Source organism: Ammoniphilus oxalaticus (genome assembly GCF_003609605.1).
Lineage (GTDB): Bacteria > Bacillota > Bacilli > Aneurinibacillales > RAOX-1 > Ammoniphilus > Ammoniphilus oxalaticus.
In genome coordinates this window covers 695,360-711,639 of record NZ_MCHY01000008.1, presented here as the reverse complement: position 1 = coordinate 711,639, position 16,280 = coordinate 695,360, and the positions used below count along the sequence as shown (strand labels likewise).

Sequence of the window (16,280 nt, the reverse complement as noted above, 5' to 3'; positions counted from 1 at the left end):
CAACTTAACAAGCCGTTTTCAGCCTAGTTTTGTATAATAATTTGCATAATGTGAGGCAACATAAGAATACGGTTTGATTTTCGGTTGGTATCCTGTCGTTTCAATCACCTTTATCATCTCCGTCACAAACATGCGCGTTTTATTTTGTATGCCGTCTCCAATATCTAAGTGACACTCTTTTGTAAAACTGGACCCTTTCGGCAACTGTTCGCGGATTATCCAATCCTTTTGTTGATCAAAAAAGCTAGCAATCAACTGGGTAAGCTGCGTTTCCATCGTTATTTTTTCCCTCAAACTTTTCCGTCCATCACGTTTGATTTTTCGATAACAAGCCCAAACCCCTTTGCCAACTCGTTGAGCAACGATCCCTGTCACAAATGTGGTATGGTTACGATAAACTTGGGAATCTGTTCCAATCATAAATCGAAATTCACGGTGCGGCTCGCTCGCAATGAATTGTAGCACACGATCGAAAACACAATGGAGGGAGAGATTTTTTTCTTGCGTATTCTGAAAACGTAAATCATGAAGAGTTACCTGTTTTACCCGAAGCATACGGATTCACCTTCACTCATCTCGATTTTTCAGGGACGTTGTAAGCTTTATCTTTCCCAATCCTAACTTGTCTATCAGCGTTAATCTTAACCAACTTGTATCATCATATTATTGGAATAGTGAGAAAAGACATTTTTTCAGCTCTTTTTGGATCATACCGATGCGCTGCATCCACTTACGGCCGAGAATTTCAAGCAAGTATGATTTACCTCACCTCGGCAGGATGGTGAGCGAGCGATGAATGACCGCAGAACTGAAACAGAAGAGAGAACGGGCGTTCATGAGCATGATGAAGACGCAAAGGGCGCCAATTTCAATCAACAAAGGTCGTCATCAATGTAACATGGGACATCAGTTGCCCCCCCTCCCTTCGATCAGCCTCTATTCCTTCAAATGAATCGTAAGTTTAATTGATTTCATCTGATCAGCGAACAGGTCTTCGTAACGTTTGCCAGTTTCGTACTTCACTTCTTCGTCCGATGCGTTCGGTTGATCCGTTCGGATATTTTTTTCCAACTCATTAATAATGCGATTTGTTAGCATCGAGGCCTCAAGATAAGGCCGCAACATCGCGTTTACTTGCTGTCGTCCAAACTCATCGATCATCGCTTTTGCCGCTTGATTACCATCTACTTTTTCCTGAAACTTGTTTACCTCGGATTCCAATTTTTCTGGCGGAATGAAAAAATGCTTCTCCCTCGCCAACAATGCCATCGCTTCCGTCTCAATTAATGTTTGTAATTGAATGTTTGATTGTTGGTATTGACTCGCCTGTCGATCCCAATACACCTGACGGTCCTCTTGCTCCACCTGAGACAACGAGCCCATTTCCGCAGCTCGGGCCCATTCTATTTTTAGCTGCTGCATTAATCCATAAAAGGCAACATCCTTGTTTGAAAAAGCCTTGCCTTCAATTTCGACAGCGAGTTGATCGGCCATCGTTTGACCTGCTTCAGATTGCTGCGGTTGCGGCTGTTCCTCAAACTTGTTCGGGGAACAGCCGCTGACAACAAACGATCCAGTCATCAGCATGACGGTGAACAGCGCAAGTAAACTCCTTCGTTGTTTCATCATTCTTTTACATCAAATGTGATCACTTCTGTCGTCTCCGATCCATCCGCCTCAGCTCGGATATCCGCGATCCATTCGCCGCCCATCGGTAATTCAACTGCTGCTCGGTATTCGCCGGCTTCTACTTCTTCAAATGTCGCCTCGATGTGTCCGTGATCCATCTTCGCCATTTCTAGTGTCGCTTCAATGACTAAACCTTCCGCGGCTTTGCCGCTTTCAGTCGCTTTCAAAATAATTTCAGATTCCACTCCATTTTTATACTCTGGCGTATTAACTACTTCGAAACCAATCTTTGCCGAGCCACACCCTGCCACCAACAACATCATACCAACTAACACAATCATCATTTTCTTCATTTTTTTGTCTCCTTCATATGAATATCCATAAAATCATTGATCTCGAATTTTTCTATTTTACCATTTTCAAGAAAAGCAACATGGGTACAGACTTTCTCAATCTCTGAAAGGTGGTGGGAAGCCATCAAGATTGTTTTATTTTCTAATGCGCGAATAATGTTCAAAATCTCTTCGCGCCCCATCGGGTCCAGCCCGCTCGTCGGTTCGTCCAAAATAATAATGTCTGAATCATAATACAGCATCACCGCAAGTCCAAGGCGTTGCAACATCCCTTTGGAATAGGTGGTGATCATATCATTGCGAGCATTGCTAAGGGAAACGCTTTCTAGTTTTTCAAGCATTTGTTCCTCATCGATCTTTTTAGGGGCGAGCGAAGCAAAAAATCGCATATTTTCTATCCCTGTAAGATGAGGATAAAGATGGAACTTTTCTGGCAGATAAGAAACGACCTTCTTCCAATCTTGCTTCCGATTAGAGATCCCTCCTAATTGAACCGTTCCTTGCTGAATCGGCAATAACCCGAGCATCAGATGAATCATCGTTGACTTCCCCGCTCCATTGCGTCCCACTAAGGCGCACCGCTCCCCTTCTTCAATATATAATTGAACCTGCTCAAGCACAGATTTTTTTCCGAATGTATGTGTCAGATTTTCGATCTTAATCATCAAACATCCCCCCATTTCGGAATAAACTAGCTAATCCAAATAATAACGCGGGCCAAAAGATCGCATTCATCGCCATCAAGATACCTAAGTCCATAAATACAAACTTTTCCATCATTCGTGACATATGCGTCAACGAGAATAACCCGAGGCCCGTTTCTAAATAAAACCGCATCGTATGGATTGGGTCTAGGAAATAAATCCATGAAAAGAAACGGATGTTATCAAACGTGACTATAGGTAAAAAATACAGAAACATAAGATCAAACAAGAATACAATCGAGAACCAGACTAAAATGTTTGCCCCGACTAACTGCATCTTCGAATTGCAGGCAACGCCGAGGAAAATTCCCAGTTGATTAAAGATCAGCAAAAATACAACAATAACGAATAAAAAACGTAAAAAGCTAACGACATGAAAGGCCAAGAAAAACTTCATAAAGATGGCCAACAACAAATACATGCCCAAAAAGAGGCTGATCAAAATGACTTGAATCGCTACCGACTTTTTCCAAAGAAACGATAGCGTAGACTCCCGCTTGGTCAGCAAAATCATCGATGTTTTTAGTTCCTTCTCTTGAAAAACAGAGAAAGAAGAAAGAAACAAAGAGAATAAAGGAAGCAAATACATGTTCATATCGAACACAGACAGCAACATTGCTTCAAAGCCAAGATCTGACGGAAAGAACCGAGCCTCCGCGATGAGAAATAAACTAGCCAGCATCAACACGCCAATCCCGAGCCAAAGCCCTTTCCCTCGCGTTTGTTCAAGACTTTCCTTCCATAAGTACATAATCATTGTTTTCTCACCGCCCTTGTTCGAAAAATAAAGACTGCTAACGCAGCGACGAATATCCATCCCGCAATGATTGCAAATGATCCTTTCCGTTCCGCCAACAGCGGATACCGATCATCAGCCATAATTTTGTTTGCGGTTAGCAATTCGTTCATTTTTTCATAAATGACGATTGCGGGGCTGGATAAAAACAAATAGGACAGCTCATTCGCTTCAATCAAGGCGCTCAATGCGGATGTATATTGAAAAGGCTCATCCCCGATCCCATCTTGATCTAAATCAAGCATCGGCGTATCCCAATAGTTTCCAACCCCATTTTTAAACCATTCGTTATTGGACTCTGCGCCAACGGTTAACGCCTGAATCCGATTATTTTGAAATTTATTCTTAAAAAATACGTGAGCGGTCGATGATGTCCACAATTCGATTCCAATTTCATTTTGAAAAAACTCATTGCTTTCAATCGTGTTGCTCGTTGATTGTTCCAAATAAAGCCCTCGTTGATTCAAGTGGAACTCATTATTCAACACATGCACATCTCGACTCGTTTGGATCAGCAATCCAAAGGAACGAGAACCTTGGTTAAATGAAAACTGGTTATGTTCAAGCAAGATGTGGTCAGAGTGCATAATCGCCGCTCCACCTACATTACCAACGAAATGATTATCCTTAAATTCATTGTAATTAGAATACATGTAATGGAGCCCATAGCGTGTTTTCGTCATCGTGTTATTCGTGACGACATTGTTATGCGAATACTCGACATACACCCCGTCCCGTGTTTTTTCAAAGTACGAGTTCGTGATGATGTTGTGGCTGGATCGCGCAATATGAATCCCATTCCCTTGATTACCGAGTTTCCCCGCTCCCTGTCCAATCACTGTCACACGATCGATCTCTGTATCCTGAATGCGGTTTAGAAAGATTCCATGAAAACTATCTTGAATGAGCAAGTCTTTCAATAAAGCCCCGTTCGCCATCACCCGCACACCGGAATATTCTTCCTGTGAACTTCGACTCATCCCACTGCCTTCGATCGTCAAATTTTCAAGTTGTACCCCTTCGCTTTGAATCTCAACTACATTATTCGTCCGATCACCACGGATCGTTACATCCCCTTTTCCTTTCAAAGTAAGAGGCTTTGTCAAGATCACATTTCCTTCATACACACCCGGTTCGAGCAATAATGTTGCGCCAATCTCTGCCGCATCAATCCGCTCTTGTAAATCCGTTACGACTTGCGCATCGGCGTATCCTCCTACTAGCCAAACGCAGAGTAGCAACGGCGCCCATTTCCAGCTCATGCTTTCTTGCGATCCTTCCAAAGCGGAAAAACTAACAGGAGGAAGACAAGGAGCAGCATGTAACCACCATAAGAAAAATAGCTATTTGTCACAAAATTCGCAATCGTGTTCTTGCCTATGATTGGCGGGATAAAAGGATCTAACGTGATCGGCGCCCGTGGATCAAGGTTCGTGCCAAATTCCTTTAACCAACGGTACATATCCAGCAAACCTACAATTCCCCCCATCGCAAATGAACCGATGAGAATATAAAGCGGCATTTTCCGTCTAATCAAAGCGACAACCAAAATAGCGATCGCGAAAGCAATGATGATATAAGGCATATATTGCAATTCTGGAAACGATTCATTACTAAATAAGGCCATCCCAATGTAGTGATTTAAACCGTTTACGATATCAATGTCACCCGCTAACCTTGTGGGGTACACGATAATATCAAGACCCTCCTGGTATTGCGGGGCGTAAAATTTCATTTGCCACCAGGGTACGAAAATGGTCATTACGGTAATCGCCGAAGCCACGAGTAAACTGATCATTGAAGCTATTGATAGCTTTCCTTTCATGCTTTCTCACCCCTATTCGATAAAAAAGGCGGAGGTGTTCTTTCCCCCGCCCTGTATTGATTCAATTATTTTGGTTCGACTAGTAAATAACCACTCATTTCTTGATGAAGGGCAGAGCAGAAGTTCGTGCAGTAAATCGGATAGACACCCGCTTTATCCGCGACAAATTCCAATGTGCTCGTTTGACCCGGTTGAACTTCAAAGTTCAGGTCATATTCGTTAATCCCGAAACCGTGCGTAATATCCTGATCCAAGTCTATATTGGTCATATGGAAGAAAACGCGGTCGCCTTGTTTCACCGTAACGGCGTCAGGCCGATCTGCTTTGGCGTCAAAAATGAATCTGGAGCGCATCGCAATACCATAAACATGAACCTCATTGCCATTGCGTTCAATGCGCGCGTCATCTTGTTTCCAGACTGAATTTGGACGCGCTTCGTCTTTCGGATACACCGTGATCGTTTTAATCTTATCGCGGTGGATGATTTGAGCGTAATGCGGTTCCGGATCGACCGGCACAGCCATAATATGTTCCATCTTATCGCCGGAAATATCATATAAATCCATAGATTCCGGGTGAGATGGGCCGACCGACAGGAAGTTATCTTTCGCAATTTTGTTTAGCGCAACAAGCCATTTACCATCTGGAGATACTGTATCTCCTTCTGTAGCGGCAGCGTGACCTGGTGAGAAGTAGGACGGTTGACGGTCAATCACTTCACCTGTGTCGACGTTCCATTTTACAACTTCAGAAGAAATGAACATCGTATTGAACGCATTGCCGCGATCATCAAATTGAGTATGAAGCGGACCCAATGCTCCAGGCGGGTCAACCTCGCGTTCCATTACATCTTCATAATTTAAGACAGGAATACCGTATTTCTCATCGGTAAACTCCCCTTTTTCAATCGCGTCAAACGCTTTCTGGAACGAAAATACAGTCATCATCGGAGCCAATTTTCCTGCTGCGATAAAGCGCGTTCCATCTGGCGTTACGTCTACACCATGCGGGGATTTCGCAACCGGCACCGCATAGATCGCGCCTTTATGTTCACGCGGATCAATCATTTTTGCTCCGTTGACATCTTTATAATTTCCTGCCGCAACTTGTTTTTCGAGCTCTTTCCAATTTAAAAGAACGATATAGTCACGGTCGTTTTGCGAAGCGTTAATTTCTAAGTTAGTCGTCGCGAATTCTGTGTTGTACGTCGTCATCACAATCCAATCGCTGGACATTTTCTTACCTGCGTCAGATAAGTCGTATGACCATGGCGGAAGCACGATTTGATACGCTAAATCAAACTTTTTCGCCTCGCGATCAAACGTCGTCATCGACACGACGCCTTTGTACTCGCTCTCATAGTCATCAAGCGGCGCAAATTGCCCGTCAAGCGGTCGAGCAAAACGAGTAGGTAAAGCAATGTACTCGGTATTTTCTGTTACAAATACCCCTGCGTGCGGACCACCCATATTAGGTAGGCTCATAATATCCACAGTATGGAATGTTTCAAGATCTACAGCGGCAACGCGGTTGTTCCCGACATCATTAGCAAATAGGAATTGCCCGTCGTAATCCCCCGCTGTTTCAGAAATGGCCGGGTGGTGAAAATCTCCCCATGTATACCCGCCTAGCATTTCTTTCGATTTTGCGTCATAACCATAACCTGTCGCTGGATCGGGTGTAAAAACAGGAACTGTTCGGATTTTACGCATGGATGGGAGTCCGTAAACAAACAATTGACCTGAGTGTCCACCTGACGCCATCATGTAGTATTCGTCCTTTTCACCGTATGGGACAAACACTTTTTCTGCTTTTGACTGGTTGGCCGAAGCGTTTTGATCGCCCTTATTCAAATCCGCAAAAAATATAAATGAGATTAATAACCCTGCGGCGGCTCCCGCTATGGCAAAAATCACTCGTTTTAACGTTGGATTCATAACTGATTTCACCCCTCTACTCTTTTTTTATTTTTCTGAAGCTAATCTGAGAGCTTCTAAAACGGCCTCTCGTTCTTCATCTGTTAAAGGATTGCCGCCAAGCACGGATGACATCACTGCCGTCGTCGGGTTGATCAGAAATTCTTCGATCGACACCCCATGCTTGTCTGGTACATTAACATAAGATTGAGAGAGATCAGGTCCGGTATTTGCTCCTTCCAAGCCAAGAGCCGAGACCGCGTGACACGAAATGCAACCGCGCGTCACTAAAATTTCTCCTTCAGACGAGTTCGCTGTATCTGTCCCCGCCTGTTCCTTAGTCGGTTCTGTTGGTTGGGTTGGTTGTTCCGTTGCCGTCTGGTCCTGATTTACGCTAGGCTTAAAAAACAAGTATCCCGCGCCAAATGCGATGGCAAATGCAAGGAAGAAAATTCCTATGTTCTTACCCATCATTGTCCTCCTTTTTCTACTTACTTTCAGTTTGCTATCATGCTTTTCTGCATCTGAAAGATCTTTTATTTTCTGATAATTCCACTATAAAACAGTCTGCGCATTTCAACCGTGATAAGCATCACTATAACACATATTATTCACAAATTCGTCACATTTCATGTCAGGAATTTCAATAAGTGTAAAAATACAGGGGCATTTTGGCATACATTTTCACTCAAGGTTCACCGCTCTCAACTGTAAATCGCGATTGGAATTCACGTATGCTATAGTTAGTTTATGGATTTCTGAAAGGATGTTTAAATGATGGCAAAAAGTGTAGTAATAGCTGAAAAACCTTCCGTTGCTCGCGACCTTGCTCGCGTGCTACGTTGTAAACAAAATGGAAATGGCTACTTGGAAGGGGATCGCTACATCGTCACCTGGGCCCTCGGCCATCTCGTCACACTGGCTGACCCTGAAAATTACGATGTCAAATATAAAACATGGAAGCTCGAAGATTTACCGATGCTGCCCGAACCGTTGAAATTAACGGTCATTCGCCAAACAGGCAGACAATTTAATGCAGTTAAAAGACAACTGCTGCGAAAAGACGTTAATGAAGTGATTATTGCGACGGATGCAGGTCGGGAAGGCGAGCTCGTCGCCCGTTGGATTCTAGAGAAAGTGAATGTGAAAAAGCCAATCAAACGACTGTGGATTTCATCCGTAACAGATAAAGCGATTAAAGAGGGGTTCGCTCGCTTAAAATCAGGCAAAGCCTATGAACATTTATACGCTTCAGCGGTAGCTCGTTCCGAAGCGGACTGGTATATCGGACTGAATGCGACACGCGCCTTAACGACACGCTTTAATGCCCAACTCAGTTGCGGTCGCGTCCAAACACCAACAGTGGCGATGATCGCTGCCCGCGAGGACGAAATCAACCATTTTAAACCGCAAACCTATTTCGGAATTGAGGCGCAAACAACCGATCAGATCAAATTGACTTGGCAAGACGCGAACGGAAACAGCCGCAGCTTTAATGAAGAAAAGATGAAGACGATCGTAAACAAAGTAGGCAAGCAAAACGCGACGGTCACAACAGTTGAAAAAAGACCGAGAAAATCGTTTGCCCCAGGCCTATATGATTTAACCGAATTACAACGCGACGCGAATCGGATTTTCGGCTATTCCGCGAAAGAAACGCTCAACATCATGCAAAGATTATATGAACAGCATAAAGTACTGACCTACCCGCGGACCGATTCGCGTTATCTTTCTTCCGATCTTGTCGAAACATTGCCTGAGCGACTGAATGCGTGCGGGATCGGGGATTACCGTTCGTTAGCCAATAAAATTTTAAAAAAGCCGATTCGAACATCAAAAGCATTTGTTGATGACAGCAAAGTGTCTGATCACCACGCGATCATTCCGACTGAAGGCTACGTCAACTTATCGGCGATGTCAAACAATGAACGCAAAATTTACGATCTGGTCATCAAGCGCTTTTTAGCGGTCCTCTTTCCTCCTTTTGAATATGAACAACTAACACTGCAAACTATGATTGGTGATGAAAAGTTCGTCGCCAGGGGAAAAAATGTGTTAGCAATGGGTTGGAAAGAAGTGTATGAAAATCGTTTTAATGAAGATGATGATGCCGATGATCTACAAGAACAGCGATTACCGAACGTCAACAAAGGGGATACGTTGCAAGTGCGTCTCATTTCCCAAACGTCAGGACAAACGAAGCCACCCGCTCGTTTTACGGAAGCGACTTTACTGTCCGCGATGGAAAACCCGACGCAATATATGGACACACAAAACAAACAATTGGCCCAAACGTTGAAATCAAGCGGCGGACTCGGCACCGTTGCCACACGCGCGGACATCATCGAGCGGCTATTCAATTCATTCTTGATTGAAAAACGCGGCAATGCGATCCATCTCACATCAAAAGGCCGTCAACTGTTAGATCTTGCGCCAGAAGAGTTGAAATCGCCAACTCTTACAGCCGAATGGGAACAAAAACTAGAGCTAATTGCTCAAGGGAAGTTGAAAAAAGAAGTATTCATCGAAGACATGAAAAACTACACGAAAAAGATCGTGGCGGAAATCAAAGCGAGCGATAAACAATTCCGACACGACAACCTGACTTCAAAAACATGTCCAGACTGCGGCAAGCGGTTGCTTGAAGTAAACGGGAAAAGAAGCAAAATGCTCGTTTGCCAGGATCGCGAATGTGGTCATCGCAAAACAGTTTCCCGCAGCACCAACGCCCGTTGTCCAAAATGTCGAAAGCGATTGGATTTAGTTGGTGAAGGCGACGGACAACGGTTTGTCTGCAGTTGTGGTCATCGTGAAAAACTGTCTTCTTTCGAAGCCAGACGCAAAAAGGAATCTGGCAATCGAGCCGATAAACGAACCGTGCAAAAGTATTTAAAGAATCAAAAGGAAGAAGCGGAACCGTTTAATAACGCATTAGCTGATGCCTTGAAAGGACTTAAACTAGATTAATTTTAACCACAATTTGAACAGGGCTATTCACTGTAACGATGAATAGCCCTGTTCCTCTTTTTAGCGATGCGCCGTGGATCCACAAAAACGCCCCTCCCTAAGAAGAAGCGTTACCTACCTTTACAAGTTGTCGATTCATTTCTTGACGGACAAAAACAATGATCGAATCGATCATCTCCCTACTTGCCTGATCCACATGGATGCCCATGACAACCGTGACCGTCACCCCTAATTGTTCCGCAGCTTGTAAAGCAAGCTCCCGCGCCAGTTCCCACTCTTTATGACGCGGCAATGCAACACCTTCAACTTGCAGCTGATCTTCATAATAATAAGCGGTGGCGCTCGCCCCGATATGGGCCTTCCCGCCTGTAATCACAAACACATAATCGTCGCCTAATTTCTGAACATCAAACACAATTTGACATGGATTCCGCTCTCCAGCCACTTTTTAAAACCACCCTTTTGTTTCCATTTGGTTTCGGCCTATAACATATCATTCTATTATATCACGATCCATCGCGCGCTAAACGACCACGGGTTGCTTTACGACGATCAGGCATAGTTTTATTTTTTTGTCATAAACATATACCAGTACACTGAACGAATACCATAATATAGGGGGAATCCGCATGTCTCTCGGAATTTTTGACTTAGATCATCGTCTTGAACAAATGAAAAGATTGCTGCGAGAAAAATTACGTTTGAAAGAGTTAATAGAAGACGATATAAGAGAATTGGAAAAAGATTTAAAAGAACTAAAAAAGATGCTGAATTGAGTAAGATAACGATCGGAAATAGCGGATTATCAAGCAAAGGAGGTTCCTCTTGGAAGGGATTTCCTTTTAAAATTGTTCACAGATATTTTGTAAATGCGCAGTTATGATCAAGCTTTATTACGCTGCTTTTGTTATAATTGAAATATATACTATGAACACAGTGTAATCATAACAATTGAATTGGAGGTCCACCGATGTACCAAATGTTTAGCCACACGCACCAAAGCGCATGGTTAATTACTGTGCTGCTATTTGCGTTAGCCGCCATTTTCACTAAAAATGGCAAACAGAAGGCTCAAAAAATCACGCATATGATTTTGCGTCTATTCTTTATTATTATGCTCGTTAGCGGTGTTGGCTCGTTGATATTCCGCAGTTTTGCCGCGCATTATGTGGTAAAAGGGATTTTAGCGGTCGCTCTTATCGGATTGATGGAAATGATTTTAGGGCGCGGCGGTAGAGGCGAAAAAACGGGAATGCTCTGGATTCCGTTTATTGTCGCGCTGCTTGCTGTCGTAGTGATGGGTTTTTCGTATCTTTTTTAGCTAATTTTCTTCAAGATGGATTCCAGTTTTCCAGACTTTAATAGAAATGGGAGCAGTTTTCTCCTCGTCGGATCGCTAACAAATTTTTTAATATGCTGGGCATACTCTCGTTTTTGTTTAGCAGTGTAGCTCTGACCAAGCGCATTTTCGAGCTGATCAATGAATTGTTTAATCGTTTGTTCATCTTGCCAACGATCTTGCGGGATATTGTCTATCATTTCTATTACTTTATGCAAATTCATCTGAAATCATCACTCCCCCTGCCAGATACGATATCTTATTCTAAAACTGGGCAAAAGGGAACATTGAATTGAAAAAGCGCAAGTCGGGATTACGCCGACTCGCGCTTTTTTTGATTTGTTGCGCGGTTGGACACTGTTCAGCATGGGCGCAACCTGAACAATTTCCTTCTTGCTTTTTTTGTAGAATCGAACCAACGTCCACCCCACATAGCCAAACACAAGCCCGCCAACTGCCATGTTCAGGATCATTGCTTTCCCCCCTTTTTAAAAGCATAGCCAACGACCCATTTGATAAAACAACAAGCAAATCAAATATGCGATCGCTAACGCATAACCAAAACCAAGTCCACTTTTTGGAGTCCGTTTCTTCGTGGATAACACTGAAGGTAGCAAGACAAGGTACATACCACAAAATAAACGTCATAAAACTGAGCGCTTGTAAAGGAGTAAAGTAAGCTGACATCAACCCTTGCAGCAACTCCGCCCTGGCGCGGCATAAATAATTGTCAACGATCAACCGCTTATGAATCATTGCCGCTGTTGAACCGCAACGATGAGAGACAAATTTCACAACGCGTTCGTTTCAATTCCGATATTCCATAATTCTTTGCTGCTCGTAAAAAGGGAGAAGGTTGCGGTGGAAGGGATTGGATAAGAGAAGGAAATAAAGGATAAGCTTTAGATTAAGCAGGCTTATTTGATCCCTTTACAGCCGTTGGCAGGAATCCATTCACACAAAAAATCCCCCGCCTTAACAAAGAAAGGCAAGGGATCTTTTTAATGCAACCTAATCTTCAGACCGTATACAGCGCTGGCCTCATTTAGCAGGAGAAACTCCTGTTAAAATGGGAGGAATATGGACCTACACGCAGTTCCCCACCAATTTACAACGACCGGACTCATTTAGCAGGAGAAACTCCTGTTAAAATGGGAGGAACATGGTTCTACACGCAGTTCCCCACCAATTTCCAACCGCTGGACTCATTTAGCAGGAGAAACTCCTGTTAAAATGGGAGGAACATGGACCTACACGCAGTTCCCCACCACATTACAACCGCCGACCTCATTTAGCAGGAGAAACTCCTGTTAAAATGGGATATAGGGTTAGTCAACATTCAATTCTCATAACCAGCCAGCCCATTCGCTTCTCTTCTGGCCCTGTCGCCACCGCTCACCTTCCCTGTTCCTCCAGCGCCCCGCTCGCCTCTAATCAAACTGTTTCGCGTACTCTCCGTATCCTTCCTTTTCCAAGTCTTCCTTCGGAATAAAACGCAGAGCGGCGGAGTTGATGCAATACCGTAGTCCCGTCGGCTCAGGTCCATCTTCGAACACATGACCTAAATGGGAATCGGCTTCCAGACTGCGCACTTCCGTTCTAACCATATTATGCGCAACATCAATCTTTTCTTTAATTTGCTCCTCTTTCAAAGGCTGCGTAAAACTCGGCCAACCGCAACCCGCGTCGAACTTGTCTTTCGAACTAAAAAGCGGCTCGCCCGAAACGATATCGACGTATATACCTTCCTCTTCATGATTCCAATACTCGTTTTGGAAAGGAGGTTCTGTCCCGTCATTTTGCGTGACTTCATACTGCATTCTCGTTAAACGCTGCTTCAAATCTTCATCTTTCTCGCGATTTCTCCACGTTTCTTTTAAAAATGCGTCTCGGCCAGAACCAACACGGTACATTTTATAACGAATCGGGTCTTTTTTATAATATTGTTGATGGTAATCTTCCGCGGGATAAAAAGTGGACGCAGCGATGATTTCTGTTACGATCGGATGCTCAAATCTCCCGCTTTCGTTTAAAGCCCGTTTTGAAAATTCAGCGGCCATCCGTTGCTCACTATCATGGTAAAAGATCACGGTACGATACGATTGGCCACGATCATTGAACTGTCCGCCAGGATCGGTTGGATCAATTTGACGCCAGAAAATATCCAAGAGCCGCGCGTAAGAAACAACGGTGGGATCATAGGTAACTTGAATTACCTCGTAATGTCCTGTTGTCTCTGAGCAAACCTCTTCATACGTTGGATTTTCCTTGTGTCCCCCGGAATAACCGGAAACAACTTTGACCACACCAGGTTCAGCCTCAAACGGCCCCTCCATACACCAAAAACATCCTCCAGCAAAGGTGGCTAGCTTTTGTCCGTTGTTCGTCCCCATGCTCAAATCGTGTCACCTCTTCTATAAATAATCATTTATTCTTTGTTACAATACTTGGCAAACTTAAGTTTACCCTTAAAAAATTAGGATCATCCACTGGAAAGTGAATGTTTAATTATAACACGAAAAGGCGATAGCAATCGCCAAAGCGCGCTACTGCCTCTTCCGTTGTACCCTTCTCAATTCTTTCGTGCTCGAAATCGGCTTTTCAGGGTGAACCGATAGACCTCCAAGACTTGCAATCGCTTGTTTAATATTCGCATGAATCACAAGCCCTTCTGGCAACGCGCCCGTCTTGATCAGTTCCCTGCCATCTTTGTAGTTCATCCCTGTTAATATTGTGTGACAGCCAATCCATTGAAATCCTTGTAATGAATGAAGAAACGATTTCAAAATAGTTGGATCGGTAAATAACAGATGATTCACGTCAACGATCAAACAATGGATCTTTAATTTCTCAATATTATCGATTGTCTCCTCTGTCCAATTTTCCAATCGAGACGCATCCATTGAACCTATCAAGGTCGATAAGGCAATCTCGTCTGTCAACGGTGTCAGCGGAACACGCGGCGTTTTCAAAGCTAATTGTTGCAAACGAGTGATCTCATTTTTTTGCCTTACATAGTTTACAGCAAAATGATAAATCGCAAAATCAATCGCTTGGTTATAATACCGCTCCAGTTCGATCAGTTCATTTGAATCCAGTTCGATTTCGGATAGTTCAATATAAGAATAAAGCGTTTTCCAAAATAAATCCCGAAATTCATGGAATAATTCTAGTGTATAGTAGATCGGAAAATCGTTCTTGGCTCGCTTACGTCCGATCTGTTCCGCCCATTTTGCAAGTTCATTTCGATTAATTTTTGGTTTTTCTCGTCCGATAATTAAGAACAAATTTTCAAATGTTTGCTGAAGGCTATTGGGAGTTGCTTTTGCGCTTTGAAAAAACTTGAATTTCCCCCCGGTATAATTCCATTCCTTCAAAATAAAATCCATATTATTGGCGATAAATTGATGTAGCGTATGTCCTTGAACATAGGTTAGATCCATAACAGCCATCTTCATCGTTCCCAGTCCCCCTCTGAGGTTAAATCGTAAGGAACCCTTCTTCTATTTATCAATCTCAGTAAACATTACATTGGCCTAACAAATAAACGTAGTTAAAAAACCTTTTTTTGTAAAAAGGATATAGACACTATATCGAATATAGATATCATACTAATTATACTCGTTATGAATCCTTAAATCTATTGGTTTTCTGCATTTTGGCGTAATGTTTTTCAACTTTTTTGGAGCTTACTCCTTATCAGCTTAAAAAGATTAATTGGATGAACAACAAAACACCGCTCGTTAGCGGCGTCGAAATCATCGCCCCTCTTAACAACGGCAGCGGCGCTTTGTTTGTAAATTTCGCCCCGATATAGGAACCTATCATCGTCCCCGAAATGACCTTTAATAGTAAGGTCCAATCTAAATAACCCGATTGACTGTATCCGACAGCTGCAAAGAAAGCGACGGGTAAAATAATTAACATGGTCGTGCCCGCCACCACACGCAAAGATTTCTTCATAATTGAGATGAGCGCCAATTGGATAAAAGGGGTGGATCCGATCCCAAAAGTTCCCGACATCCCGCCTGTCACGAGTCCGATCCCAACAATCTTCAAGCCGATGTGGTCAATGCCATCCGATTTTTTATTCGCTTGCTGGGCGCGCGTTCGATACCAAATGAGTCCACTTGAGACGATCAACATCGTCGCTGTCAATGACGTTAGCGCCTGCTCAGGTATAAGATGAGCGACTTGCGTCCCTAAATAAGAACCGACTGAGCCGAATAGGCCGATCAATGCCCCCGTTTTAAAGTCCATATTTCCTTGCTTAAAGTGACTAAAAGCTCCTGTCGCCATCGTCAAAAACATGGCGGCCATCGCTGTTGCTAAGGCGACGTGAATCTGTATAGAAAAAAAGGTGACGAGAACGGCAATGATAAAGCCAGACCCGCCCGCTCCAACAAAGCCTAAAAGCCCGCCCAATAACAGCATCGTTATGAAGATCGTCATTTTTTTCGCTCTCTTTCCATTCTATATCCGTATGATTATTTTCATTATACCGCAACTCGATTTAAAACTAGCGCGGATTTTCCAACATTCCCACTATTTTCTTCCTGAATGCAAACGTTACGAGACTCGCCATTTCGAGCAAGTTCCATTTTGAAAAAACTGGTTACTTACTAGCCAATGTTAATCTTTTGCATTAAAATAGAGTCCGGAAGTATAATCAATTACACCTTCAACTAATATGAGGAGGGAGGGGCGCTCTCCCATCGATAAAAATTCGGTTGATTCCAGATGAATAGACG

18 protein-coding genes are annotated in these 16,280 nt (G+C 43.3%); 3 read left to right on the top strand and 15 right to left on the bottom strand.

Features of this window, described 5'->3' with window-relative positions:
• Positions 1-18: 18 nt before the first annotated feature.
• The 9 genes from BEP19_RS09910 to BEP19_RS09870 form a co-directional block, all read right to left on the bottom strand.
• Positions 19-555 (bottom strand): ribonuclease H-like YkuK family protein, encoded by a 537-nt coding sequence (locus BEP19_RS09910; protein ID WP_120189714.1) that lies wholly within the window; start codon positions 553-555, stop codon positions 19-21.
• A gap of 381 nt (positions 556-936) precedes the next feature.
• The gene (locus BEP19_RS09905) at positions 937-1,629 is read right to left on the bottom strand and encodes a hypothetical protein (protein ID WP_120189713.1); all 693 of its coding nucleotides are present in this window, start codon (positions 1,627-1,629) and stop codon (positions 937-939) included.
• Positions 1,626-1,982, bottom strand: coding sequence for a FixH family protein (locus BEP19_RS09900; RefSeq protein WP_120189712.1), 357 nt, complete (start codon positions 1,980-1,982; stop codon positions 1,626-1,628). Before BEP19_RS09900 ends, BEP19_RS09905 begins: the two co-directional genes overlap by 4 nt.
• On the bottom strand, positions 1,979-2,647 hold the full coding sequence (locus BEP19_RS09895; protein WP_120189711.1) for an ABC transporter ATP-binding protein: 669 nt from the start codon (positions 2,645-2,647) through the stop codon (positions 1,979-1,981). Before BEP19_RS09895 ends, BEP19_RS09900 begins: the two co-directional genes overlap by 4 nt.
• Positions 2,640-3,443 (bottom strand): copper ABC transporter permease, encoded by an 804-nt coding sequence (locus tag BEP19_RS09890; protein WP_245983461.1) that lies wholly within the window; start codon positions 3,441-3,443, stop codon positions 2,640-2,642. The genes BEP19_RS09895 and BEP19_RS09890 overlap by 8 nt, the downstream gene beginning before the upstream one ends.
• Positions 3,440-4,744 carry a nitrous oxide reductase family maturation protein NosD gene (nosD, locus tag BEP19_RS09885; RefSeq protein WP_120189710.1) on the bottom strand — a complete coding sequence of 435 codons (1,305 nt, stop codon included), beginning with the start codon at positions 4,742-4,744 and terminating at the stop codon, positions 3,440-3,442. Before nosD ends, BEP19_RS09890 begins: the two co-directional genes overlap by 4 nt.
• Positions 4,741-5,307 carry a hypothetical protein gene (locus tag BEP19_RS09880; RefSeq protein ID WP_120189709.1) on the bottom strand — a complete coding sequence of 189 codons (567 nt, stop codon included), beginning with the start codon at positions 5,305-5,307 and terminating at the stop codon, positions 4,741-4,743. The genes nosD and BEP19_RS09880 overlap by 4 nt, the downstream gene beginning before the upstream one ends.
• A gap of 65 nt (positions 5,308-5,372) precedes the next feature.
• Positions 5,373-7,244 carry a Sec-dependent nitrous-oxide reductase gene (gene nosZ, locus BEP19_RS09875; protein WP_120189708.1) on the bottom strand — a complete coding sequence of 624 codons (1,872 nt, stop codon included), beginning with the start codon at positions 7,242-7,244 and terminating at the stop codon, positions 5,373-5,375.
• Between the two features lie 27 nt (positions 7,245-7,271).
• Positions 7,272-7,694, bottom strand: coding sequence for a c-type cytochrome (locus tag BEP19_RS09870; protein ID WP_120189707.1), 423 nt, complete (start codon positions 7,692-7,694; stop codon positions 7,272-7,274).
• A gap of 306 nt (positions 7,695-8,000) precedes the next feature.
• Between BEP19_RS09870 and BEP19_RS09865 the strand changes: the two genes are divergently transcribed.
• The gene (locus BEP19_RS09865; RefSeq protein WP_120189706.1) at positions 8,001-10,190 is read left to right on the top strand and encodes a DNA topoisomerase III; all 2,190 of its coding nucleotides are present in this window, start codon (positions 8,001-8,003) and stop codon (positions 10,188-10,190) included.
• Between the two features lie 97 nt (positions 10,191-10,287).
• On the opposite strand, the gene lpdD is transcribed toward BEP19_RS09865, so the two are convergent.
• Positions 10,288-10,635 (bottom strand): prenylated flavin chaperone LpdD, encoded by a 348-nt coding sequence (gene lpdD / locus BEP19_RS09860; protein ID WP_120189705.1) that lies wholly within the window; start codon positions 10,633-10,635, stop codon positions 10,288-10,290.
• Positions 10,636-10,819: 184 nt separating this feature from the next.
• On the opposite strand from lpdD, the gene BEP19_RS17655 reads away from it, so the two are divergent.
• Positions 10,820-10,966, top strand: coding sequence for a hypothetical protein (locus tag BEP19_RS17655; RefSeq protein WP_170145328.1), 147 nt, complete (start codon positions 10,820-10,822; stop codon positions 10,964-10,966).
• Positions 10,967-11,160: 194 nt separating this feature from the next.
• The gene (locus BEP19_RS09855; RefSeq protein WP_120189704.1) at positions 11,161-11,511 is read left to right on the top strand and encodes a DUF1516 family protein; all 351 of its coding nucleotides are present in this window, start codon (positions 11,161-11,163) and stop codon (positions 11,509-11,511) included.
• On the opposite strand, the gene BEP19_RS09850 is transcribed toward BEP19_RS09855, so the two are convergent.
• The 5 genes from BEP19_RS09850 to BEP19_RS09825 all read right to left on the bottom strand — a co-directional run bounded on the left by BEP19_RS09850 (position 11,508) and on the right by BEP19_RS09825 (position 15,981).
• The gene (locus tag BEP19_RS09850; RefSeq protein WP_120189703.1) at positions 11,508-11,753 is read right to left on the bottom strand and encodes a hypothetical protein; all 246 of its coding nucleotides are present in this window, start codon (positions 11,751-11,753) and stop codon (positions 11,508-11,510) included. The genes BEP19_RS09855 and BEP19_RS09850 overlap by 4 nt on opposite strands.
• A 40-nt stretch (positions 11,754-11,793) precedes the next feature.
• Positions 11,794-12,324 (bottom strand): hypothetical protein, encoded by a 531-nt coding sequence (locus BEP19_RS17975; protein ID WP_245983459.1) that lies wholly within the window; start codon positions 12,322-12,324, stop codon positions 11,794-11,796.
• Between the two features lie 635 nt (positions 12,325-12,959).
• Positions 12,960-13,922 (bottom strand): peptide-methionine (R)-S-oxide reductase MsrB, encoded by a 963-nt coding sequence (gene msrB / locus BEP19_RS09835; RefSeq protein ID WP_120189989.1) that lies wholly within the window; start codon positions 13,920-13,922, stop codon positions 12,960-12,962.
• Positions 13,923-14,075: 153 nt separating this feature from the next.
• The gene (locus BEP19_RS09830; protein WP_120189702.1) at positions 14,076-14,987 is read right to left on the bottom strand and encodes an STAS domain-containing protein; all 912 of its coding nucleotides are present in this window, start codon (positions 14,985-14,987) and stop codon (positions 14,076-14,078) included.
• A gap of 241 nt (positions 14,988-15,228) precedes the next feature.
• Positions 15,229-15,981, bottom strand: coding sequence for a sulfite exporter TauE/SafE family protein (locus BEP19_RS09825; RefSeq protein ID WP_120189701.1), 753 nt, complete (start codon positions 15,979-15,981; stop codon positions 15,229-15,231).
• Between the last annotated feature and the right edge of the window lie 299 nt (positions 15,982-16,280).

Excerpts from the sequence above, each read along its gene's own strand:
- BEP19_RS09870 (WP_120189707.1), bottom strand. The coding sequence starts at position 7,694 with ATGGGTAAGAACATAGGAATTTTCTTCCTTGCATTTGCCATCGCATTT.
- BEP19_RS09890 (WP_245983461.1), bottom strand. The coding sequence starts at position 3,443 with ATGATTATGTACTTATGGAAGGAAAGTCTTGAACAAACGCGAGGGAAA.
- BEP19_RS09895 (WP_120189711.1), bottom strand. The coding sequence starts at position 2,647 with ATGATTAAGATCGAAAATCTGACACATACATTCGGAAAAAAATCTGTG.
- BEP19_RS09830 (WP_120189702.1), bottom strand. The coding sequence starts at position 14,987 with ATGAAGATGGCTGTTATGGATCTAACCTATGTTCAAGGACATACGCTA.
- BEP19_RS09880 (WP_120189709.1), bottom strand. The coding sequence starts at position 5,307 with ATGAAAGGAAAGCTATCAATAGCTTCAATGATCAGTTTACTCGTGGCT.
- BEP19_RS09910 (WP_120189714.1), bottom strand. The coding sequence starts at position 555 with ATGCTTCGGGTAAAACAGGTAACTCTTCATGATTTACGTTTTCAGAAT.
- BEP19_RS09900 (WP_120189712.1), bottom strand. The coding sequence starts at position 1,982 with ATGAAGAAAATGATGATTGTGTTAGTTGGTATGATGTTGTTGGTGGCA.
- BEP19_RS09865 (WP_120189706.1), top strand. The coding sequence starts at position 8,001 with ATGGCAAAAAGTGTAGTAATAGCTGAAAAACCTTCCGTTGCTCGCGAC.
- nosZ (WP_120189708.1), bottom strand. The coding sequence starts at position 7,244 with ATGAATCCAACGTTAAAACGAGTGATTTTTGCCATAGCGGGAGCCGCC.
- BEP19_RS09850 (WP_120189703.1), bottom strand. The coding sequence starts at position 11,753 with ATGAATTTGCATAAAGTAATAGAAATGATAGACAATATCCCGCAAGAT.
- BEP19_RS17655 (WP_170145328.1), top strand. The coding sequence starts at position 10,820 with ATGTCTCTCGGAATTTTTGACTTAGATCATCGTCTTGAACAAATGAAA.
- BEP19_RS09855 (WP_120189704.1), top strand. The coding sequence starts at position 11,161 with ATGTACCAAATGTTTAGCCACACGCACCAAAGCGCATGGTTAATTACT.
- nosD (WP_120189710.1), bottom strand. The coding sequence starts at position 4,744 with ATGAGCTGGAAATGGGCGCCGTTGCTACTCTGCGTTTGGCTAGTAGGA.
- msrB (WP_120189989.1), bottom strand. The coding sequence starts at position 13,922 with ATGGGGACGAACAACGGACAAAAGCTAGCCACCTTTGCTGGAGGATGT.
- BEP19_RS09905 (WP_120189713.1), bottom strand. The coding sequence starts at position 1,629 with ATGATGAAACAACGAAGGAGTTTACTTGCGCTGTTCACCGTCATGCTG.
- BEP19_RS09825 (WP_120189701.1), bottom strand. The coding sequence starts at position 15,981 with ATGACGATCTTCATAACGATGCTGTTATTGGGCGGGCTTTTAGGCTTT.